General features: G+C 73.4%; 19 protein-coding genes and 1 pseudogene. 7 read left to right on the forward strand and 13 right to left on the reverse strand.

What is annotated here, in order from left to right:
- Positions 1–574: 574 nt before the first annotated feature.
- A complete protein-coding gene (locus tag ABEA77_RS08465; protein ID WP_345643394.1) occupies positions 575–1,546 on the reverse strand; it encodes a tetratricopeptide repeat protein in 972 nt (323 codons plus the stop codon).
- Positions 1,547–1,793: 247 nt separating this feature from the next.
- Between ABEA77_RS08465 and ABEA77_RS08470 the strand changes: the two genes are divergently transcribed.
- Positions 1,794–2,444: a TetR/AcrR family transcriptional regulator gene (locus tag ABEA77_RS08470; protein ID WP_345643397.1), complete on the forward strand. Its 651-nt coding sequence runs from the start codon at positions 1,794–1,796 to the stop codon at positions 2,442–2,444.
- A gap of 21 nt (positions 2,445–2,465) precedes the next feature.
- On the opposite strand, the pseudogene ABEA77_RS08475 reads toward ABEA77_RS08470, so the two are convergent.
- The 4 genes and pseudogenes from ABEA77_RS08475 to ABEA77_RS08490 form a co-directional block, all read right to left on the reverse strand.
- Positions 2,466–2,774, reverse strand: a pseudogene (locus tag ABEA77_RS08475) (ABC transporter permease); the annotation flags it as partial.
- 247 nt (positions 2,775–3,021) lie between these two features.
- The gene (gene icmA, locus ABEA77_RS08480; protein WP_345643400.1) at positions 3,022–4,722 is read right to left on the reverse strand and encodes a coenzyme B12-dependent isobutyryl-CoA mutase large subunit; all 1,701 of its coding nucleotides are present in this window, start codon (positions 4,720–4,722) and stop codon (positions 3,022–3,024) included.
- A 140-nt stretch (positions 4,723–4,862) separates the two neighbouring features.
- Positions 4,863–5,201 carry a DUF3817 domain-containing protein gene (locus tag ABEA77_RS08485; RefSeq protein WP_345643403.1) on the reverse strand — a complete coding sequence of 113 codons (339 nt, stop codon included), beginning with the start codon at positions 5,199–5,201 and terminating at the stop codon, positions 4,863–4,865.
- A gap of 43 nt (positions 5,202–5,244) precedes the next feature.
- Positions 5,245–5,784 carry a MarR family winged helix-turn-helix transcriptional regulator gene (locus ABEA77_RS08490; protein ID WP_345643406.1) on the reverse strand — a complete coding sequence of 180 codons (540 nt, stop codon included), beginning with the start codon at positions 5,782–5,784 and terminating at the stop codon, positions 5,245–5,247.
- Between the two features lie 154 nt (positions 5,785–5,938).
- On the opposite strand from ABEA77_RS08490, the gene ABEA77_RS08495 reads away from it, so the two are divergent.
- Positions 5,939–6,970 carry a glycoside hydrolase family 6 protein gene (locus tag ABEA77_RS08495; RefSeq protein WP_345643409.1) on the forward strand — a complete coding sequence of 344 codons (1,032 nt, stop codon included), beginning with the start codon at positions 5,939–5,941 and terminating at the stop codon, positions 6,968–6,970.
- 45 nt (positions 6,971–7,015) lie between these two features.
- On the opposite strand, the gene glxA is transcribed toward ABEA77_RS08495, so the two are convergent.
- The 4 genes from glxA to ABEA77_RS08515 all read right to left on the reverse strand — a co-directional run bounded on the left by glxA (position 7,016) and on the right by ABEA77_RS08515 (position 11,738).
- The gene (glxA, locus tag ABEA77_RS08500; protein WP_345643412.1) at positions 7,016–9,013 is read right to left on the reverse strand and encodes a radical copper oxidase GlxA; all 1,998 of its coding nucleotides are present in this window, start codon (positions 9,011–9,013) and stop codon (positions 7,016–7,018) included.
- A gap of 3 nt (positions 9,014–9,016) precedes the next feature.
- Positions 9,017–10,912 carry a glycosyltransferase family 2 protein gene (locus ABEA77_RS08505; protein ID WP_345643414.1) on the reverse strand — a complete coding sequence of 632 codons (1,896 nt, stop codon included), beginning with the start codon at positions 10,910–10,912 and terminating at the stop codon, positions 9,017–9,019.
- A 176-nt stretch (positions 10,913–11,088) separates the two neighbouring features.
- Positions 11,089–11,397, reverse strand: a complete 309-nt coding sequence (locus tag ABEA77_RS08510) for an MTH1187 family thiamine-binding protein (RefSeq protein ID WP_345643417.1) — start codon at positions 11,395–11,397, stop codon at positions 11,089–11,091.
- Positions 11,394–11,738 (reverse strand): DUF3817 domain-containing protein, encoded by a 345-nt coding sequence (locus ABEA77_RS08515; protein ID WP_345643420.1) that lies wholly within the window; start codon positions 11,736–11,738, stop codon positions 11,394–11,396. Before ABEA77_RS08515 ends, ABEA77_RS08510 begins: the two co-directional genes overlap by 4 nt.
- 160 nt (positions 11,739–11,898) lie before the next feature.
- Between ABEA77_RS08515 and ABEA77_RS08520 the strand changes: the two genes are divergently transcribed.
- The 4 genes from ABEA77_RS08520 (at position 11,899) to ABEA77_RS08535 (ending at position 14,543) form a co-directional block, all read left to right on the forward strand.
- Positions 11,899–12,537 (forward strand): AIM24 family protein, encoded by a 639-nt coding sequence (locus ABEA77_RS08520; protein ID WP_345643423.1) that lies wholly within the window; start codon positions 11,899–11,901, stop codon positions 12,535–12,537.
- 2 nt (positions 12,538–12,539) lie between these two features.
- Complete coding sequence (locus ABEA77_RS08525; protein WP_345643425.1) at positions 12,540–13,190, forward strand: AIM24 family protein; 651 nt, start codon at positions 12,540–12,542, stop codon at positions 13,188–13,190.
- Positions 13,187–13,960: an AIM24 family protein gene (locus ABEA77_RS08530; RefSeq protein WP_345643428.1), complete on the forward strand. Its 774-nt coding sequence runs from the start codon at positions 13,187–13,189 to the stop codon at positions 13,958–13,960. Before ABEA77_RS08525 ends, ABEA77_RS08530 begins: the two co-directional genes overlap by 4 nt.
- 85 nt (positions 13,961–14,045) lie before the next feature.
- The gene (locus tag ABEA77_RS08535) at positions 14,046–14,543 is read left to right on the forward strand and encodes a MarR family winged helix-turn-helix transcriptional regulator (RefSeq protein ID WP_345643431.1); all 498 of its coding nucleotides are present in this window, start codon (positions 14,046–14,048) and stop codon (positions 14,541–14,543) included.
- A gap of 4 nt (positions 14,544–14,547) precedes the next feature.
- Here the strand turns inward: ABEA77_RS08535 and ABEA77_RS08540 are convergent, their stop codons facing one another.
- Together ABEA77_RS08540 and ABEA77_RS08545 are read right to left on the reverse strand one after the other, a co-directional pair.
- Positions 14,548–16,128 (reverse strand): sensor histidine kinase, encoded by a 1,581-nt coding sequence (locus ABEA77_RS08540; protein ID WP_345643482.1) that lies wholly within the window; start codon positions 16,126–16,128, stop codon positions 14,548–14,550.
- A 17-nt stretch (positions 16,129–16,145) separates the two neighbouring features.
- Positions 16,146–16,808, reverse strand: coding sequence for a response regulator transcription factor (locus tag ABEA77_RS08545; protein ID WP_345643433.1), 663 nt, complete (start codon positions 16,806–16,808; stop codon positions 16,146–16,148).
- A 118-nt stretch (positions 16,809–16,926) separates the two neighbouring features.
- On the opposite strand from ABEA77_RS08545, the gene ABEA77_RS08550 reads away from it, so the two are divergent.
- On the forward strand, positions 16,927–17,520 hold the full coding sequence (locus ABEA77_RS08550) for a PepSY domain-containing protein (protein ID WP_345643435.1): 594 nt from the start codon (positions 16,927–16,929) through the stop codon (positions 17,518–17,520).
- A 36-nt stretch (positions 17,521–17,556) separates the two neighbouring features.
- Here the strand turns inward: ABEA77_RS08550 and meaB are convergent, their stop codons facing one another.
- Both meaB and ABEA77_RS08560 read right to left on the reverse strand, forming a co-directional pair.
- Positions 17,557–18,537: a methylmalonyl Co-A mutase-associated GTPase MeaB gene (meaB, locus tag ABEA77_RS08555; protein WP_345643438.1), complete on the reverse strand. Its 981-nt coding sequence runs from the start codon at positions 18,535–18,537 to the stop codon at positions 17,557–17,559.
- A 174-nt stretch (positions 18,538–18,711) separates the two neighbouring features.
- On the reverse strand, positions 18,712–19,911 hold the full coding sequence (locus tag ABEA77_RS08560; protein WP_345643440.1) for an acetyl-CoA C-acetyltransferase: 1,200 nt from the start codon (positions 19,909–19,911) through the stop codon (positions 18,712–18,714).
- Positions 19,912–20,035: the final 124 nt, after the last annotated feature.

Below are 20,035 nucleotides of genomic sequence, written 5' to 3' on the forward strand. Positions count from 1 at the left end.
GCCGCGCTGGCGCGCAACCTACGGACAGGCCCCGCCTGTCGGGGCGGGTTCCCCCCTGTCCGGGAGCCGGCGGCCAGGGGCCTGCCGACCCGCTCGGTGGGGACCCAACCGGCCCCTGGACACGACTGGCCGCCGCGTCCGGTGCGGTGTTGGACCGAGCGTCGATGATGCTGGTGCATTACGCGCCACGACACAAGGGTCTCGTTACCAGCGGGTAACGAACAGGTCGCCGGGACCCTACGGAGTGGAGCCGACCGGACACGCTCCGTGCCGCCTGCCGAGGGGACGACCGCCCGGATACTCCGTCAAAAAGGGGCAGATCGGAATGCTCGATTTACTGCGAGTAACAGCGGCACCATAGGTCAAGTCTTGGCAAAGAAGGGTGGTGGCCGTCGCCATGTCGCCAAATCCGCACCAGCAAAGCGGAATAGGGCTTTCCGGAGGCCACACCACCGCCACATCCGCCACACCGGTCCGTCAACTGCCGTCCCGTCACAGGCGCCTCGACGGCCGAAACCGTCACACGCCTCCACGGGACGCCCGTCGCGCGTCCCGTGGAGGCGGGACCGGCCGCTCAGAACAGCACGCGGGCGAGCGCCGCGCGCGCGGACGCCACCCTGGGGTCGTCGGAGCCGACGACCTCGAACAGGTCGAGCAGCCGCAGCCGCGCCTTCTCCCGGTCGTCGCCCGCTGTGCGGCGCACCGCGTCGACCAGCCGGGCGAAGGCGTCCTCGACATGCCCGCCGGCCAGGTCGAGATCGGCCACCGCGAGCTGGGCCTCCACGTCGGCGGGCTTGTCCGCCGCGTCCTGCCTGGCCCGCTGCGGGTCGAGGCCGCCGACCCGGCGCAGCAGCTCGGCCTGGGCGAGGCCGAGCTTGGCCTCGGTGTTGCCCGGGTCTTCGGAGAGCACATTGCGGTACGCCTGCACCGCGCCGGGGAAGTCACCGGCGTCGAGCGCCTGCACGGCCGCCTCGAGCAGCGCGTCGTACGGCCCGGGCGGCGGCGCGGCGGCCTCCGCCTGCTGCGGGGCCGCCTCGCCGTCCACGGCGATGCCGGTGAGGCCGAAGCGCTCCTCGCCGACCTGGATGAGCTGGTCGAGCGTCTGGCGGATCTGCGCCTCGGGCGCGGCGCCCTGGAACAGCGGGAGCGCCTGGCCCGCGACCACCGCGAAGACGGCGGGGATGCCCTGGATGCCGAACTGCTGCATCAGCGTCTGGTTGGCGTCCACGTCGATCTTGGCCAGCACGAAGCGGCCGTTGTACTCGTGCGCGAGCCGTTCGAGCACCGGGCTGAGCTGCTTGCAGGGCTCGCACCACTCGGCCCAGAAGTCGATGACGACGGGCGCCTCGGCCGAGCGCTGGAGCACGTCACGCTCGAATCCCGCCTCATCGACGTCGATCACCAGCGCGGACGGCGGCACGGCGGCGCCCCCGCCCTGCCGTGCGGTCTCGGCGCGCGCCTGCTCCGCCTTGGCCTTGGCCTCGTTGGCGGCCTTCACAGCGGCGAGGTCGACGACGCCGCTCATGGACATGTTCCTAGGCTGCATGAGTACATCCTCCCCCTTCCGCGCGCTGTTCAGAAACGTGCCCGCTCCGGCACGGACCGCCGGGCGGCGCGCCCCCACGGCGCTCCGCCCGTCCCGCTGTGGCGCCCGGTCCCCACCAGGCGCCGGTGGCTGTCGCTCGGACTCCCGGCAGGAGTCTTTCGCTACGACTCGTAGCGTAACTGGCCCGGGCCGGTCGCGGGGCGGATCGTCACATGACCTGGCTCACAACGGCCGGTAGGGTCGCCGCATGTCTACCCGTCCAGGCCCCGGAGGTATGCACCAGGGGCGCACCGGCCGCCCCCGCAGCCCCGAGGCGGACGCGGCGATCCTCGCGGCCACCCGGCAGGCGCTCGTGGAGGTGGGCTGGTCGAGGCTGACGATGGGCGACGTGGCGGCCCGCGCGGGCGTCGCCAAGACGACGCTCTACCGGCGCTGGCCCGGCCGCAACGAACTGGTCGTGGACGCGGTCGCCGTCCTCTTCGACGAGCTGGAACTGCCCGACCTCGGCACCCTGTCGGCGGATGTGGAGTCCGTCGTACGGCAGTTCGGCGCGCTGCTCGACCGGCCGGAGGCCAAGACGGCGCTGATGGCCGTGATCGCCGAGGCCACCAGGGACGAGGAGTTGCGCCGCCGGATCAGGACCACGATCGTGGACCGGCAGAAGCGGCTGGTGACGGCGGGGCGACGGCGCGCGGAGGAACGCGGCGAGCTGCCCCCGCCGCCCGGCCCCGAGGCGGCGGCCCGCGACACGGACCTCGTCTTCGACGTGGTGGCGGGCGCCGTGGTGCACCGCACCCTGGTCAGCGCGGAGCCGGTGGACGCCGACTGGGCCCACCGGCTCACCCAGCTGATCCTCACCGGGCTGACGGCCCAGCGGGCGCCGGGGGCCGGGGCCTGAGGCCGCGGGTCCCCCGGCGGCTCACCTCGCGAGCCGCGCCAGCAGCGAGGAGGCCGCGGCGATGCCGGCCGCCGCGGCCGGTGCCAGGCCCCCGTAGTCGAGGGCGAGGTGGGACGGGGTGCCGAGCAGCAGTCCGCGCAGGGCGTCCACCTGGTAGCTCAGCGGGTCGACCCGGCTGATCACCTGGAGCCGGCCCGGCATGATCGACAGCGGGTAGAGCGCGCTCGAACCGAAGAACAGCGGCATCGCGATGGCCTGTCCGATGCCCATCAGCCCGCGCCGCAGCCGTCTGCGCGTCAGCCGCTGGATGCCGGCGAGGACCTCGGCGAGCGGCTCGTGGAGCTGGTCCGTGCCCATGGTGCCGACTTCAGATCGCGAGGGGAGCTGACGTCCAGGGCGCGGCGCGGCCCCGAGGTCAGGGGTCGGCAGAAGGAGCCGGGGGACGGCAAAGAGACTTCTTCGGGGCCAGAAAAGGCCGGGCCCCGAAGAAGCGGACGGGCCCGCGGCGGGAAGCTGACGGGCCCGCGGCGTATGGGAGCGGACGCCCGCGGGGCCGCGGGCCGCCCGGCCGCGCGGGTCAGAAGCCCGGAGGTTCCGTGTACGTGCCCCACTCCTCGCGCAGGGCGCCGCAGATCTCGCCGAGCGTGGCCTCGGCCCGTACGGCGTCGAGCATGGAGGGGATCATGTTGGCGCCGCCGCGCGCGGCGTCGAGCAGCGCGCCGAGCGCCGCGCCGACCTTCGCGTCGTCCCGCGAGGACCTGCGCTCCGCGAGCACCTTCACCTGGTCGCGCTCGACCTCGTGGCTGACCCGCAAAATCTCCAGGTCGCCGGTGACGGACCCGGTGTGGGCGTTGACGCCGACGACCCGCTTGTCGCCCTTCTCCAGCGCGCTCTGGTAGCGAAAGGCGGACTCGGCGATCTCGCCGGTGAACCAGCCGTCCTCGATGCCGCGCAGGATGCCCGAGGTCATCGGGCCGACGGGGTGCCTCCCGTCGGGGTGGGCGCGCCTGCCGCGTTCGAGGATCTGCTCGAAGATCTTCTCCGCCTCGGCCTCGATCCTGTCGGTCAGCTGCTCCACGAACCAGGAGCCGCCGAGCGGGTCGGCCACGTTGGCGACGCCGGTCTCCTCCATCAGCACCTGCTGGGTGCGCAGGGCGATCTCCGCGGCCTGCTCGCTGGGGAGCGCGAGGGTCTCGTCGAGGGCGTTGGTGTGCAGCGAGTTGGTGCCGCCGAGCACCGCGGCGAGCGCCTCGACCGCGGTGCGCACCACGTTGTTGTACGGCTGCTGCGCGGTCAGCGAGACACCCGCGGTCTGCGTGTGGAAGCGCAGCCACTGCGCCTTGTCGGTCTTCGCGCCGTACTCGTCGCGCAGGTGGCGCGCCCAGATCCGGCGGGCCGCGCGGAACTTGGCGATCTCCTCGAAGAAGTCGACGTGCGCGTCGAAGAAGAAGGAGAGGCCGGGCGCGAAGACGTCCACGTCGAGGCCGCGCGCGATGCCGAGCTCCACGTACCCGAAGCCGTCGGCCAGCGTGTAGGCCAGCTCCTGCGCGGCCGTCGCACCGGCCTCGCGGATGTGGTAGCCGGAGACGGAGAGCGGCTTGTACGCGGGGATCCCCGCGGCGCAGTGCTCCATCAGGTCGCCGATGAGGCGCAGGTGCGGCTCCGGCCGGAACAGCCACTCCTTCTGGGCGATGTACTCCTTGAAGATGTCCGTCTGGAGCGTGCCGTTGAGCACGGCGGGGTCGACGCCCTGGCGCTCGGCCGCGACGAGGTACATGCAGAAGACCGGGACGGCGGGGCCGCTGATCGTCATCGAGGTGGTGACGTCGCCGAGCGGGATGCCGTCGAAGAGGACCTCCATGTCGGCGGCCGAGTCGATCGCGACGCCGCAGTGGCCGACCTCGCCGAGGGAGCGCGGGTCGTCGGAGTCGCGGCCCATCAGCGTCGGCATGTCGAACGCGACGGAGAGTCCGCCGCCCCCGTTGGCGAGGATGGTCTTGTAGCGCTCGTTGGTCTGGCGCGCGTTGCCGAAGCCGGCGAACTGGCGGATGGTCCAGGTGCGGCCGCGGTAGCCGGTGGGGTACAGGCCGCGGGTGAAGGGGTACTCACCGGGCCAGCCGATCCGCTCGAAGCCGTCATAGGTGTCGCCGGGCCGGGGCCCGTACACCGGCTCCACCTCGTCCCCGGACAGCGTGGAGAAGTCCGCGTCACGCTTGCGGGCCCTGTCGTACCGGGCCTGCCAGCGGCTGCGGCCCTCGTCGATCGCGTCAGCGTCCATACGGTCGAATTTACTAGGACGTCCAACTATCCGTCCATGGAGAACCGCGCCGGGATGGCGCGGAACCGGGGCCCGCCGGGGACGGCGGACGGCCCGGCGGACCGGGAGAGTGCGCGGGACGCCCCCGAACCGCCCGCCCCTCAGACCTTCGCGGCGACCGGCGCGGGGTCGGCGACCTTGGCCTCAAGCTCACGCGAGACCCGGCGCTCGACGAAGAACGCGGCCGTGGGGATCGTCCCCGCGAGCAGCACCCAGAGCTGGCGCATCACCGGGTACCTGGCCTTGGAGCCGAGGTCGAAGGCGAAGACGAGGTAGACGATGTAGAGCCAGCCGTGCGCGATGCCGACGATCTCCACGAAGGCCGCGGCCCCGTTGATGTCGAGCACGTACTTGGCGATGACCCCGAGGGTGAGCAGGATGAGCAGCACACCGGTGACGTACGCCATCACCCGGTAGCGGGTCAGCACGCTTCGTTTCATGCCCCAGAGCTTAGGCGCGCGATCCGGGCGGTCTTCGCGCGGGTCACCACTCGTCGCCCCGCCGCGCGGTGGGCCTGCGCTCCTCGAAGTCCTCGGCCGCGAGGCGCAGCGGGCGCAGCATGGCGAAGATCTCCGCGCACTCCTCCGCGTCGTAGACGCCGAGCCCGAAGTCCATCTCCATGAGGTCGCGGGTGGCGGCCTCCACGACCTCGCGTCCCGCGTCGGTGATGGAGGCGAGGGTGCCGCGGCCGTCGTTGGGGTTGGGGCGCTTGGCGACGAAGCCGGCCCGCACCAGCCGGTCGACGGTGTTGGTGACGGAGGTGGGGTGGACCATCAGCCGTTCGCCGATCTTCGACATCGGCAGCTCGCCCGCTCTGGAGAAGGTGAGCAGGACGAGCGCCTCGTAGCGCGCGAAGGTCAGCCCGTACGGCTTGACGACGGCGTCGACCTCGGCGAGGAGGATCTGCTGTGCCCGCATGATGGACGTGATGGCGCTCATCGAGGGGACGGGTCCCCAGCGCTGCTGCCAGAGGTCGTCCGCGCGGGCGATCGGGTCGAAGGGGAGGCTCAACGGCTTCGGCACAGGTCCGAGCCTACCGAGGGATGATATGCCCGGTCGCCGCGCGGCATCCCCGCCCCTCCCCCGCCGGGACCCCGGGCCCTCCGGACGCCGGACAGGGACGTGCCGCGCGTGGCGCACACCCGTACGCAATGAGGCCCATGTCACGATATGCCCCATGCCCGGCAGCCCCCGCACCGCCGCACGCACCCGCCTCCTCGCGCCCGCCCTCGCCCTCGCCCTCGCGGCGGCCGCGACGGCCTGCTCGGACGACGGGTCCGGCGGACAGGCGCGCGCCTCGGCCGTGGGCGGTGAGTCGGCGCCCTTCGCGGCCTCCCCCTACTGGGTCGACCCGGAGAGCGACGCCGCCCGGCAGGTCCGCGACTGGGAGGCGCACGGGCGGGCCGCCGACGCGAAGGCGCTGAAGCGGATCGCCGAGCGGCCGGTCGCCGACTGGCCCGCGGGCGACGACCCGGGGCCCGAGATCCGGCGCGCGGTGCGGGCGGCCGCGCCGCACCGGCGGACCGTCCTGCTCGTCGCGTACAACATCCCCCACCGCGACTGCGGCAGGTACTCGGCGGGCGGCGCCGCCTCGGCGCGTGCGTACACGGACTGGATCGACTCCTTCGCCCGCGCCGTGGGCGACGCGCCCGCGCTGGTCGTGCTCGAACCCGACGCGCTGCCGCACCTGGCGGACGGCTGCACGCCGCCGGAGTACCAGGACGAGCGGTACGGGCTGCTCTCCGCGGCGGTGGCGCGCCTGGGGCGCCAGCCGCACACCCGGGTCTATCTGGACGCGGGCAATCCGGCCTGGGTCACCGACACGGCGCGGATGGCCGGCGCGCTGCGGCGGGCGGGCGTCGCGGCGGCGGACGGCTTCTCCCTCAACGTGTCCAACTTCCAGCGCGACGACGCCGTCAAGCGCTACGGCGACCGGCTCTCGGGGGAACTCGGCGGGGCGCACTTCGTGATGGACACCAGCCGCAACGGCGCGGGCCCGCTGCCTGGCGGCCGCGCCGAGGCGTGGTGCAACCCGCCGGGCCGCGCGCTCGGCAAGGCGCCGGGCACCGACACGGGCGACGCGCGGCTCGACGCCTATCTGTGGATCAAGCGGCCTGGCGACTCGGACGGCACCTGCAGGGGCGGCCCGCCCGCCGGGTCCTGGTGGCCGGAGTACGCGCTCGGCCTGGCCCGCAGGGCGGCGGGCTGAGCCCGGGGCGCCGCGTCCCGGGCCCGCCGGGCTACGGCGCCCGCCTCAGCGCTCCCCCGCGCCCTGCGGCACATGGATCCACCTGGCCTGCGACGGCACGCCCCGCGTGTCGGTGACGAACAGCATGTACCAGCCGGGCGGCACCAGCGTGCGGTCCCCGGGCACCCGCACGGTCACCGCGTGCGCGGTCCGCGTCATGGCGAGGTCGATGGAGCGCTGCTCGACGTCGGTGGTGTGGGTGACCGCACTCGGCCGCATGAGGCGCGCCTTGACCAGGGAGCCCGGCTTCGCGGCGCGGAAGGTCGCCCTGCCGTCGGCGTCCGGCTCGCGCGGGCCCGCGCCGAGCACCGGCCGGTCCGCCTCCTTGCCGCCCTGGAGGTACGGCGGGGTGTAGATCTCGACGCGCTGCTCGAAGGTGCCGAGCTTGGTGTTGTCGGCGTTCCCGTACAGCGGGTCGGAGCCGAAGGTCACCACCCGGCCGTCCGGCAGCAGCAGCGCCTCCGAGTGGTAGTCGCGGCCGACGGTCGGGTCGGCGGCGGGGCGGAAGCTGTCGGACGTGGCGTCGTAGAACTGGGCCTTGAGGATGTCGCTCGCGCCGCGCCCCCGGTAGTCGGAGGAGCCGCCGGTGGTGAAGACGCTGTCGTCGGGGAGCAGCACGCTGCTGAGGTAGCGGGTGCCCTGCGGCAGCCGCGGTCCCTCGCGAAAGCGCGGGTCGTCCTGCTTCAGGTCGACGATGCCGGTGCGCGCCGTGGACTTGGCGGACTCGCCGACCCCGCCGCCGCCGAGCAGCATCACCTTCTGGTCCTGGGCGGGCGGCAGCATCAGCGAGGCCGACGTCTCCGTCGTGTCCGGGTCGGTGAGGCCGCCGACCTTGGTGAAGGTGTTGGTCCGCAGGTCCCACAGGCCGGGCTGCCTCCCCTTGTCCGCGGGTCCGTAGCCGGCGTTGGACCCCGAGTAGAACAGCTTGCCGCCCTTGGTGAGGAACAGCGCGGGGTACGTGGGGAAGTAGCGGGTGGGCCCCTTGGTCCAGGTCTTGGAGTGCGGGTCGTAGATCTCGTTGTCGCCGGTCTGCACGGCGCCGACGTCGTCGAGGCCGGAGACCGCGAGGACCCGGCCGTCGTCGAGGCCCACCAGGGTCGGGTACCAGCGGGCGTTCTTCATCGACTGGACCGGTACGTACCGCTCCTGGTCGGGGTCGAACTCGTACGCCTCCCTGATGCCCTGGAAGTCCTGCTTCTCGGTGGTGAGTTTGGCGGCGAGGCCGTAGAGGTTGTCGGCGTCCTTGCCCTTGAGGCCCTCGATCTCGTACTGCGCGGCCTGGGTCGTCAGGCCCTGCGGGCCCTTCTGGACGGCCTCGACGAAGACCCGCGCCTCCCCGGCCGTGATCTTCGTCTTCCACGGCAGCATCCGGCCGCCCTCGGCGTACGAGATCCGGAAGGAGCGCTTCGCCTTCGGCACGGTGACGGTCTGCGTGGTGGCGTACTCGACGCCGGAGGGCGACATCAGGCGGGTGCCCTTGGGGAAGGTGCGGGCGCGGTCGGGGCTCTCGTTCTTGATGCGCATGGCGCCGCCGGCCTTCTTGACCTTGCCGTCGAGCACCTCGTAGCGCGCGGTGCCGCCGGCGACGAGCAGCCGGCCGTCGGGCAGCGCGGCATGGCCGGAGCAGAACAGGTCGCTGGGCGTCGGGATCTTCTTGAACGTGCTCTTGACCGGATCCCACAGGATCGTGTCGAAGGTGCCCTTGTCGAAGTGCTTCTGGTTGTTCCCCGAGCCCGCGACGATCAGCACCTTGCCGGTGTGCAGGAGCGCCGCGTGGATGGCGTTGACCCGGTACTTGTCCGGCACGTCCAGCATCTGCCAGGAGCCGTAGCGCGCCTTGTAGCCGGGCTGCGAGATCTTGTACTGGTGGTACTGGTGGCCGGCGAAGGAGAGGGCCGCCGGGGCGTTCAGGCCGGCGAGCACCACCAGGGCGCCGCCGCCGACGAGCGACTTCTTGAGGTTGCGCGGCCTGAGTCCTCCGGGCCGTCCGGACCGCTTGGCCATGGGTCAGTTGCCTCCTGTCGGGCTCGGGGTGGGTGCGGGCGCGGCGCCGGGGCCGCCCGCCGCGTCGGCCGCGGGGAGCGTGGCGGCGGCGGTCAGGGTCGTACGCGGCGGAGCCGCGTGGAAGGTGGTGGCGCCGCTCGGCGCCAGGGGCTGTTCCGGCTCCGCCCGCGCGGCGCCCGCCGCGGCGGCGCGGCGCGGCAGGAGCCGGGCGAGGCGGGCCGCGATCCGCTCCCGCCTGTCGGTCCACAGCCAGATGGCGACCGGCGCGAGGGAGACCGCGAGCGCGAGGAAGGCCCAGGTGCGCATCGCGGCGTGGGTGTGGCCGAGGACGGCGGACGCGACGAGCGAGGAGGCGAGCACCGCGGCCCAGAACAGGTGCAGCCGGAACGTCGCGGGCCGGTCGGGGCTGGCCTCGCCGCCCTTGGGCGTGACCACGAACCGGCCCCGGGTGCGCAGCACGGCGGAGACCAGCGAGCGCAGGTAGACCGGGGCGGAGAGCGCGGACACCGCCATCCCGGCGAGGCCTCCGGAGCCCTCGGGCTCGTGGGGCGAGACGTTGTGGCGCCGGTTCCACAGGTAGAGGCCGACCTGGAGGGCCGCCGCGTCGCTGTAGAGCATCAGCCACACCTCGGACGAGACCTGGGTGCCGGACGCGCCGAGCCAGAGGAACAGCACCGAGCTGAGGATGCCGAGGAACCAGTTGACCGCGGTCATCGGGTAGTAGACGAGCATCAGCGTGTAGCTGAGCAGCCGACCGGGCGGCATCCGGAAGAGTGCCTTCCAGTACTGCCTGAGCAGCGTCTCGTACGTCCCCCGCGACCAGCGCAGCTGCTGGGTGAAGAAGTCCGTCCAGGACGCCGGGCCCTCGCCGACGGCGAGCACGTCGGGGGTGTAGACGGACCGCCAGAACCTGCCGGTCGCCGGGTTGCGCCTGCGGTGGATCTCGAACCCGGTGGCCATGTCCTCGGTGATCGAGTCGTACAGACCGCCGGCCTGCCGCAGCGCGCTGATCCGTACGACGTTGTTGGTGCCGACGAACATGGGCGCGTGGTAGCGGTTGCCCGCGCGCTGGATCAGCGCGTGGAAGAGGTACTGCTGGGACTCGGCGGCCTTGGTGACGGGCGAGTCGTAGTTGCCGTAGACCTGGGGGCCGACCACGAAGGCCACGTCGGGGTCGCGGAAGTAGCCGAGCATCCGCTCAAGGAAGCCGGGCACCGGCACGTGGTCGGTGTCGACGCTGGCGAAGAACTCGTAGGCGTCGCCGTGCATCGCGAGCCAGGCGTTGTAGTTGCCGTGCTTGGTGCGCGCCCGGTGCACGCCCTTGGGGCGGTTCCACTCCGGCACGCCCCTGCGGCTGAAGTGGCGCACGCCGAGCTCCGCGCAGAGCAGCCTGGCCGCGTCGTCGTCGCCCTCGTCGAGCAGCCACACGTCGAGCGGCCCTTCGTGCCGCAGCCGTACGGCGCCCTCCAGCGTGGCCCGCACCATCGCGAGCGGCTCCTTGCCGGGGACGTACGTGGTGAGGAAGGCGACCCGGGTGCCGGGCTCGGGGGTGACGGGCACCGGGTCGCGCGCGGTCAGCGTGGCGTGCGCGATCGAGGCGACGTTGACGAGCATGAAGAAGGCGATGCAGCCGATCGACACGAGCATCACGTGGTCGAAGGCGATCAGCCAGCGGTCGCCGCCGTCCCGCTCGGTGCGGTGGCTCGGCCAGACCAGGTAGCACAGCAGCACCGCGGAGAGCAGCGGCGCGAGCGTCATCAGCAAGGCGGCCCGCACCCGCCGTGGCTCCTGGGCCAGCAGGCCCCGGTAGCCGACGCGGTAGGCGCCGGACGGCCCCGGGTCCTGGAGGGGGCCCGCGAGCGCACTGTGGGAGTCGTAGTCGTAGCCCTGCGGCCGCACGTGTGTCCTCCAGCCGACGAACGAGGTGACATCCCCACAAAAAGGGACATCACCTGGCATGTCGACTGGAGTCGTCCGAGTGGGGAGCTTTCCGCTCCCCGTTCCTTCGTACGGCTGCCACCCGGCGCGGCCGGCCGGGCCGGGTCAGGCGCAGGGCCTGGCGGGCCCGCGCCGGGTCAGGCGCCGGCGCCGCCCGCGCGCAGATGGCGCTCCACGGTCTCCACCTTGGCGGTCAGACCGTCCGTCACACCCTCGCGGATGTCGGCCTTGAGGACGAGCGAGACCCGCGAGCAGCGCGCCTCGACGGCCGCGACCGCCCGCTTGACCACGTCCATCACCTCGTCCCACTCCCCCTCCACGGAGGTGAACATGGCGTCCGTGCGGTTCGGCAGCCCGGACTCGCGGACCACCCGGACGGCGTCGGCGACGTACTCGCCGACGTCCTCGCCGACGCCGAGCGGCGACACGGAGAAAGCGACGATCACGCGTTGACCGTCCCCTCGCGGCGGGCCCGCGCGGCGATGACCATGTCCTCGGAGGCGCGCTTGAGCTTGCGCTCGGCGAAGAAGCCGCCGGTGGGCAGCACGGAGAGGATGAAGTAGAGCGCGGCCGTGGGCAGCTTCCAGCGGGCGCAGCGCCAGGCGTCGAGCCAGAACAGCACGTAGAGGATGAACAGGATCCCGTGGATCATGCCCATCGCGGGCACCGCGTTGAAGTCGCTGGTCCGCTTGAGCACGGAGCAGACGAGCAGCAGCAGGAAGGACACCGCCTCGGGCGCCGAGACGAGGCGGAGTCGGTGGAGCGCGGATGCGGTCTTGATGTCCACGGAGGCTTCGCTTTCGGTCGGGTGTCGTTTGTGAACGCGCGCACAAACCGGCTCCATTGTGGCAGCAGCGGCGCCCCGGGCCCGTGTCAGGGTCTGCCGGGCGGCTCCCGCGGCGCGGGACGTGCTGTTCGCGGGCGGCGGCGCCCGCTACCTTCGGTCCGTGGCTCAGTTCCGACTCCAGGGAAGCAAGATGCTCGCCGTCGATCTGGCGGGCGACGCGGTGAAGGCGAAGAACGGCTCGATGGTCGCCTACGACGGCCGGATGTCCTTCAAGAAGATGACCGGAGGGGGTGAGGGCCTGCGCGGGATGGTGACGCGCAGGATCACCGGCGAGTCGATGACGGTGATGGAGGTGCGCGGCCAGGGCACCTGCTTCTTCGCGGACCGCGCGAGCGAGATCAACCTCGTCGCGCTGCGCGGCGACAAGCTGTACGTCGAGGCGTCGAACCTGCTGTGCACGGACGCGGGGCTGCGCACGGGCACCACGTTCACCGGGCTGCGCGGGGCGAGCGGCGGCAACGGCCTGTTCACCACCACGGTCGAGGGCACGGGACAGGCGGCGATCATGTCGGACGGCCCCGCGGTGGTGCTGCGGGTCGCGCCGCAGTACCCGCTGTCGGTCGACCCGGGGGCGTACGTCGCCCACCAGGGCGACCTGCGGCAGAACTTCCAGTCGGGCGTCTCATACCGGACGTTCATGGGTGAGGGCTCGGGCGAGTCGTTCCAGATCAGGTTCGAGGGCGAGGGGCTCGTCTACGTGCAGCCGAGCGAGCGCGACACGATCGGGGGCGACCTCTAGCCATGCCGTTCCGCGAGATCAACGACAAGCTGGTGGAGGCGGTCCTCCGGCCGGGGCAGCGGATGTTCAGCCAGCGCGGCGCGATGGTCGCCTACCGGGGCGACGTGAGCTTCACCCCGAACATCCAGGGCGGCCAGGGCGGTGTGATGTCCATGATCGGCCGCAGGGTGGCGAACGAGGCGGCGCCGCTGATGACGGTCGAGGGCAGCGGGACCGTGCTGTTCGGCCACGGCGGGCACCACATCCAGGTGGTGAACCTCAGCGGGGACACGCTCTACGTCGAGGCGGACCGGCTGCTCGCGTTCGACGGGTCGCTGGAGCAGGGGACGATGTTCATGGGGTCGCAAGGCGGGGTGATGGGGATGGTGCGCGGCCAGATGACCGGGCAGGGCCTGTTCACCACCACGCTGCGCGGGCACGGCGCGGTCGCCGTGATGGCGCACGGCGGGGTGGTGGAGCTGCCGATCGCGCCGGGGCGCGAGGTGCACGTCGACCCGCAGGCGTATGTGGCGCACTACGGTGACGTGCGCAACAAGCTCTCGGCCGCGCTCGGGTGGCGGGAGATGGTGGGCCGCGGCTCGGGCGAGGCGTTCCAGCTGGAGCTGAGCGGCAGCGGCGCGGTGTTCGTCCAGGCGTCGGAGGAGAAGCTGTGAGCGGGCCCGTGGTCTTCGACCCGACGACGCTGCCGGGCAACGACAACGTCGACAAGTACACCTTCTGTGTGGAACTCCGGGACGACCAGTGGTTCCTCCAGAAGGGCAAGATGATCGCCTACTACGGGCAGATCTCCTTCGACGGCGTCGGGCACGGGCGCTTCGAGGGGCTGATGCGGACGAGCTTCCACTCGCCGCTGCACGTGGCGGACTGGGTGGTGGCGCAGGGCAGCGGCAAGATGCTGCTCGCCGACCGGGCCTTCGACGTCAACTCCTACGACCTGGACGACGGCAATCTGACGATCCGGTCGGGAAACCTGCTGGCCTACCAGCCGTCCCTGGCCTTGAAGCAGTCGATCGTGCCGGGGTTCCTGACGCTGATCGGGACGGGAAAGTTCGTCGCCGTGTCCAACGGCCCCGTGGTCTTCATGGAGCCGCCGCTGCGGGTCGACCCGCAGGCCCTGGTCGGCTGGGCCGACTGCCCCTCCCCCTGCCACCACTACGACTTCGGCTATCTGCGGGGGCTCATCGGCGGGGTGCGGGCGATGACGGGCATCGGGGGCGCGTCGGGCGAGGAGCACCAGTTCGAGTTCGCCGGTGCGGGTACTGTACTGGTCCAGTCCACGGAGACCCTGCTGGCCGAGCGGCCGACGGGCGCGGTGCCCGAGGAGGCGGGGGCCCCGGGCGGCGGGCCCCGGGGCGGGGCGGCGCAGGGGCCGCCCCGGCTGGGCGGGCAGCTGGGAGATCTCCAGCGGCGCTTCGGCCTCTGACGGCACTCCGGGGGTAGGTACGAGGAGGGTGCCGGCCCGGCCGAACTATTCGTAGAAAATTCAACTTCTTAGGTAGAATGTCGTTATGGAGACCGAGACGCAGACCGCCGGGCCGGGGACGGACGCCCCCTGGCTGACCGAGGCGGAGCAGTGCGCATGGCGCACACACCTGGACGTCAACCGGCTGCTGACGTACCAGATGGAGAGGGACCTGCAGCCGTTCGGCCTGACCATGAACGACTACGAGATCCTGGTGAACCTCTCGGAGGCCGAGGACCGCAGGCTGCGGATGACCGACCTCGCGGCGGCCACCCTCCAGTCCAAGAGCCGCCTCTCCCACCAGGTCACCCGCATGGAGAGCGCGGGCCTCGTCAAGCGGGAGCACTGCGAGTCGGACCGCCGCGGACTGTTCGCGGTCCTCACCGACCACGGCATGGAGACCATGCGCACGGTCGCCCCGCACCATGTCGCCTCCGTGCGCAGGCATTTCATCGACATGCTGACACCGGAGCAGCTCGCACAGCTGCGGGCCTCCCTGACCCCGGTCGCCGACCAGCTGCGCAGGCGACGCGGCAAGAACTGAGGCGTCAGACCGGGCGCCTGGGGACTTTCCACCCCCCGGCGGCGGGCGGCAGCCGGAGGGTGAAAAGCGCCCCGCCGCCCGGCGCCGCGGCGGCCGTGAGGGTGCCGCCGTGCCCGGCAGCCACGTCCCTGGCGATCGCGAGGCCGAGCCCCGCCCCTCCGTCGTCCCGGCCGCGCGCCTCGTCCAGCCGTACGAACCGCTCGAAGATCCGCTCGCGGTCCCGCGGCGCCACCCCGGCGCCGTCGTCGGCGACGGCCAGGAACGGGCCTTCCGCCGTCCGCCCGACGGACACCTCGACGCGCGAACGGCCGTGGCGCTGGGCGTTGTCCAGGAGGTTGCCGAGGACACGGGCCAGCTGGGCCCGCGACCCGGTGGCCTCCACGGGCGGCCCGCAGGACCCGCGCGGTACGACCGGCAGCCGGTCCGCCGGGCGCTGGGCGACCTCCTCGCGCACCAGGGCCGCCAGGTCCACCCGGCCGTCCCCCGGGCGCTCCCCCGCGTCGAGCCGGGCGAGCAGCAGCAGGTCAGCGGCGAGCCGCTGGAGGCGCGTCACGTCCGCCACCGCGCCCGCCACGTCGAGCAGGTGCGGGTGCGCGGCGCCGACCTCAAGCTGGGTGCGGAGCGAGGCGATGGGGCTGCGCAGCTCGTGCGAGGCGTCGGCGACGAACCTGCGCTGTCGCTCGACGGCCGCCTCAAGGGCCGCCAGGGTCTCGTTGGTGGTGCGGGCCAGGTCCGCGACCTCGTCGTGGGTGGCGGGCTGCGGCACCCGGCGCGCCAGGTTCTCCGACGCTGTGATCGCCGCCATCTCGCGCCGGATGCCCTCGACCGGGCCCAGGGCCCGCCGGGCGACGAGCCAGGTCGAGCCCCCCACCACGAGCAGCAGCACCGGCAGGCCCGCGAGCAGGGTGGCCGCGGCCGTGGCGACGGCGGACTCGCGCGCGGCGAGCGACGCGCCGGCGTGGACGCGCACGGTCCTGCCCGCGCGGTCGGTGACCTCGACGCTCGCGAAACGCATGTCGGCGCTCTCCCCGTCGACGGTGGCACGGCCGGAGCCGTGGTCGATGTCGTCGTCGATACGGCCGGGGGCGGGCGGAGCGCCGCCGTCGTCGCTGTCACTGGCGTCATCACTGTCGTTGCTGTCGTTGCTGTCGTTGCTGTCGTTGCTGTCGCTGGTACGGCTGGTGCCGCTGGTGCTGCTGGTGTCCCGGTCACCGGTGGCGCGGGGGCCCGCGGGCCGTGCCGCCGCGGGCGGGCGGGGGCGCACCGCGTCGACGCCCGTGCCGCTGATCCGCTCCAGGTCCTCGGAGGCGGCCAGCAGCCGCCCGTCCTCGGCGACCACCTGCACCGGCCGGTCCTCGTCGTCCGGCAGGTCGAGACGGGAGTACGGGGTGACGTCGGGGACGCGGGAGGCGACGGCGAGCGCCACCGTGCGCGCGGTGTCGTCGGCCCGGCGCTCCGCCTGGTCCGTCAGGTCGGCGCGCAGCGACAGCAGGACGGCGAGCCCCGCCGCGACCAGCGCGGCCGCGACGACCGCGGTGGTGCCGAGCGCCGCCCGGGCCCTGACCGTGGCGAGGCGGCGCCGCACCGCGGAGGTACGGCGCCTCACGTCCCTGCCATCCGGTAGCCGGCGCCGCGCACCGTCTCGATGCGGTCGGCGCCCAGCTTGCGGCGCAGCGCGCTCACATAGACCTCGACGATGTTGGGGTCGCCCTCGTAGGCGAAGTCCCAGACGTGCTCAAGGATCTCGGGCTTCCCGACCACCTGGCCCGCCCGCACGGCGAGCTGTTCGAGCACGGCGAACTCCTTGGCCGTCAGCGCCACCTCCTCGTCGCCCCTGTGCACCCGGCGGGCGGCGGTGTCCACGGTGAGCGGGCCGATCCGCAGGACGGGCGAGGCGCCTGCGGCGGACCTGCGCCGCAGCAGCGCCCTGATCCGGGCGACGAGGACGACGTACGAGAACGGCTTGGTGAGGTAGTCGTCGGCCCCGGTGTCGAGGCCCTCGGCCTCGTCGTACTCGCCGTCCTTCGCGGTGAGCATCAGGATCGGCACGTCGTGGCCCGCGGCGCGCAGGGCGGCGCAGACGCGGTAGCCGTTGAGTCCTGGCAGCATGATGTCGAGCACCACGAGGTCGTATACGCCCTCTGCGGCACGGCCCAGCCCTTCCCGCCCGTCGTGCACCACGTCCACGGCGAAGCCCTCGGCGGCCAGTCCCCCGGCGAGCGACAGGGCGAGCCGCCGCTCGTCCTCCACGATCAGCAACCGCATGCGACCAGCCTCGCAGACCGCGCCTGAAGAACGCTTCAGGTCGCTTCAGCCTGCCTTCAGCACGCCCAGGGCACGGTGGATCCGTCCCGTGCACGACATCTCACGGAGGAGAGCAGGCATGAAGCGCAATCTGGTGGTAGCGGCCCTGGCGGCGGCGGTCGTGGCAGGCGGCGGCACGTACAGCGCGATGGCGCTGACCGGCAGCGGCGGCGGCACCGCGCACCCCGCGGCGGGTGCTCCCCGAGCGGGCGACCGGCCGGCCGGCGGTGTGCCCGCCGCGGCCGGGGGTCCGCGCGAGGCCGACGACGCGGCGCGGGCGGCGCTGCGGACGCACCCCGGCACGGTGGTCTCCGTGGAGCGCGAGGACGGAGGCCTGTGGGAGGTCGAACTGCGCACGGCGGGCCGGGGCGAGGCGCGCGAACTCGACCTCGACGCGGCAACCGGGGCCGTGCGCACCGACGAGCGCGACCCGGGCGACGACGGCGAAGGCCTGGCCGCCCTGGCGGACGCCCGCCTCACGGCCGCGGACGCGGCGCGCGCGGCCCGGTCCTCGGTACCGGGCACGGTGACCTCCGTCGAGCTCGACGACCACCGCGCCCACACCTGGGAGGCCACCGTGCGCTCGGCGGACGGCCGCGTCCACGACCTTGGGATCGACACCCGTTCGGGCGCCGCGACCATCCGCCACACGGCCCCCACGGCCGACGACTGAGGCCGCCGGCCTCGCGCACGCGGTGGGGCGGCGGGGTCAGGCCCCGTGGCGCGGGGCCTGCTCGGGCCCCGTCACGCCGGCGACCAGGTCGTCCGCCGCGGCGTACGGGTCGAGTGCGCCCGCGGCCACCCGGGCGGCCAGGGCTTCGAGGCGTACGTCGCCGCGCAGGTCGGCGATGCGCTCGCGCAGCGCCGTGACCGCGATGGTCTCGACCTCGCGGGCGGCCCTGCGGGCCCTGCGGGCCGTCAGCTCGCCGTGCTCGTCCATCCAGGCGCGGTGCTTCTCCAGCGCCTCGACCACCTCGTCGGTGCCCTCGCCCCGCGCCGCCACCGTCTTGACGATGGGCGGCCGCCAGTCGCCGGGGGCGCGGGCCTCGCCGAGGCCCAGCATGTGGCCCAGCTCGCGGGCCGTGGCGTCGGCGCCGTCCCTGTCGGCCTTGTTGACCACGTAGACGTCGCCGATCTCCAGGATCCCGGCCTTCGCCGCCTGGATGCCGTCGCCCATGCCGGGCGCGAGCAGCACCACCGACGTGTCGGCCTGCGAGGCGATCTCCACCTCGGACTGGCCGACACCGACCGTCTCGACCAGGATCACGTCGCACCCCGCCGCGTCCAGCACCCGGATCGCCTGGGGCGCGGCCCAGGCCAGCCCGCCGAGATGGCCGCGGGTGGCCATCGAGCGGATGTAGACGCCCGGGTCGGAGGCGTGGTCCGCCATCCGGACCCGGTCGCCGAGGAGGGCGCCGCCGGAGAACGGCGACGACGGGTCGACCGCGAGCACCCCCACCCGCCTGCCCGCCCTGCGGTAGGCGGAGACCAGCGCGGACGTGGAGGTCGACTTGCCGACACCGGGCGAGCCCGTGAGCCCCACCACGTACGCCCCGCCGGTCAGCGGCGCGAGCGCCGCCATCACCTCGCGCAGCTGCGGCGACGCCCCCTCGACCAGGGAGATCAGCCGCGCCACGGCGCGCGGCCTGCCCTCACGCGCCTGCGCCACGAGCTCGGGGACGTCCACCACAGCGCTGCTCCTCCTCGGTCCTGCCCGGTCCTGCCCCGTCCCGCCCGGTACGGGCCGTCCTGCCCGGTGCTCCTGCCCGGTGCTCCTGCCCGGTGCTCCTGCCCGGTTCGGGCCGCCCGCGGGCGGTCCGTGCGCCACCGGCCGCCCGGTCGGCGGGCCGGCCCGCCGACCGGGCTACTTGGCCACGCGGACGATCAGGGCGTCGCCCTGCCCGCCCCCGCCGCACAGCGCCGCCGCGCCCGTCCCGCCGCCGCGCCGCTTGAGCTCCAGGGCGAGGTGGAGCACCAGCCGCGCGCCCGACATGCCGATCGGGTGGCCGAGGGCGATCGCGCCGCCGTTCACGTTCACCAGGTCGGGCGAGACGCCCAGGTCCTTCATGGACTGTACGGCGACCGCGGCGAACGCCTCGTTGATCTCGATCAGGTCGAGGTCGCCCACCGTGAGCCCCTCCTTGCCGAGCGCGTGCTCGATGGCGTGGGACGGCTGGGACTGGAGGGAGTTGTCGGGGCCCGCCACGTTTCCGTGGGCGCCGATCTCGGCGAGCCACGCGAGCCCGAGCTCCTCCGCCTTGGCCCGGCTCATGACGACGACCGCCGCGGCCCCGTCGGAGATCTGCGAGGAGGAGCCCGCGGTGATCGTGCCCCGGGGGTCGAAGGCCGGGCGGAGCCTCGCGAGGCCCTCGGCGGTGGTGTCCGGGCGGATCCCCTCGTCCTCGGCGAACAGCACCGGGTCCCCCTTGCGCTGCGGGATCTCCACCGGGACGATCTCCGCCTCGAACGCGCCGTTCTTCCTGGCGGCGGCGGCCCGCTGGTGGGAGCGGGCGGCGAACTCGTCCTGCGGGGCGCGCTCGATGCCGAGGCGCGCGTTGTGCCTCTCCGTGGAGGCGCCCATGGCGATGTCCTCGTACGCGTCGGTGAGGCCGTCGTACGCCATCGAGTCGAGGACCTCGATCGAGCCGTACTTGTACCCGGCGCGTGACTTCGGCAGCAGGTGCGGCGCGTTCGTCATGGACTCCTGGCCGCCCGCTACGACGACGTCGAACTCGCCCGCGCGGATCAGCTGGTCCGCGAGGGCGATCGCGTCGAGCCCGGAGAGGCAGACCTTGTTGACCGTCAGCGCGGGGACGGTCATCGGGATGCCCGCCTTGACCGCCGCCTGCCGCGCGGGGAGCTGCCCGGCGCCCGCCTGGAGCACCTGGCCCATGATCACGTACTCCACCTGCTCGGGCCCGACGCCCGCCCGCTCCAGTGCGGCCCTGATCGCGAAGCCGCCGAGGTCCGTCGCGGAGAACGGCGCGAGGGAGCCGAGGAGGCGGCCCATGGGGGTGCGCGCGCCCGCGACGATCACGGAGGAGGAGGTGTGCGAACCGGACATGAGGTGGGCCCCTTTGCATACGCGGCTGTGTGCGACGGTGCGTGCGTGTACCCGGCGGACCGCGGGCCGCGCCGTCCTGCGGCCGCGCCGCACCCGCAGGGACGCTGCCGTGAACGACGGTTAA

The sequence above is a fragment of the Streptomyces tremellae genome, assembly GCF_039540215.1.
Classification (GTDB): domain Bacteria; phylum Actinomycetota; class Actinomycetes; order Streptomycetales; family Streptomycetaceae; genus Streptomyces; species Streptomyces tremellae.

What these genes read in the sequence shown, in the direction of transcription:
- ABEA77_RS08465 (WP_345643394.1), bottom strand. Translation starts at nt 1,546, where the DNA reads ATGCAGCCTAGGAACATGTCCATGAGCGGCGTCGTCGACCTCGCCGCT.
- ABEA77_RS08470 (WP_345643397.1), top strand. Translation starts at nt 1,794, where the DNA reads ATGTCTACCCGTCCAGGCCCCGGAGGTATGCACCAGGGGCGCACCGGC.
- icmA (WP_345643400.1), bottom strand. Translation starts at nt 4,722, where the DNA reads ATGGACGCTGACGCGATCGACGAGGGCCGCAGCCGCTGGCAGGCCCGG.
- ABEA77_RS08485 (WP_345643403.1), bottom strand. Translation starts at nt 5,201, where the DNA reads ATGAAACGAAGCGTGCTGACCCGCTACCGGGTGATGGCGTACGTCACC.
- ABEA77_RS08495 (WP_345643409.1), top strand. Translation starts at nt 5,939, where the DNA reads ATGCCCGGCAGCCCCCGCACCGCCGCACGCACCCGCCTCCTCGCGCCC.
- glxA (WP_345643412.1), bottom strand. Translation starts at nt 9,013, where the DNA reads ATGGCCAAGCGGTCCGGACGGCCCGGAGGACTCAGGCCGCGCAACCTC.
- ABEA77_RS08525 (WP_345643425.1), top strand. Translation starts at nt 12,540, where the DNA reads ATGCCGTTCCGCGAGATCAACGACAAGCTGGTGGAGGCGGTCCTCCGG.
- ABEA77_RS08535 (WP_345643431.1), top strand. Translation starts at nt 14,046, where the DNA reads ATGGAGACCGAGACGCAGACCGCCGGGCCGGGGACGGACGCCCCCTGG.
- ABEA77_RS08545 (WP_345643433.1), bottom strand. Translation starts at nt 16,808, where the DNA reads ATGCGGTTGCTGATCGTGGAGGACGAGCGGCGGCTCGCCCTGTCGCTC.
- ABEA77_RS08550 (WP_345643435.1), top strand. Translation starts at nt 16,927, where the DNA reads ATGAAGCGCAATCTGGTGGTAGCGGCCCTGGCGGCGGCGGTCGTGGCA.
- ABEA77_RS08560 (WP_345643440.1), bottom strand. Translation starts at nt 19,911, where the DNA reads ATGTCCGGTTCGCACACCTCCTCCTCCGTGATCGTCGCGGGCGCGCGC.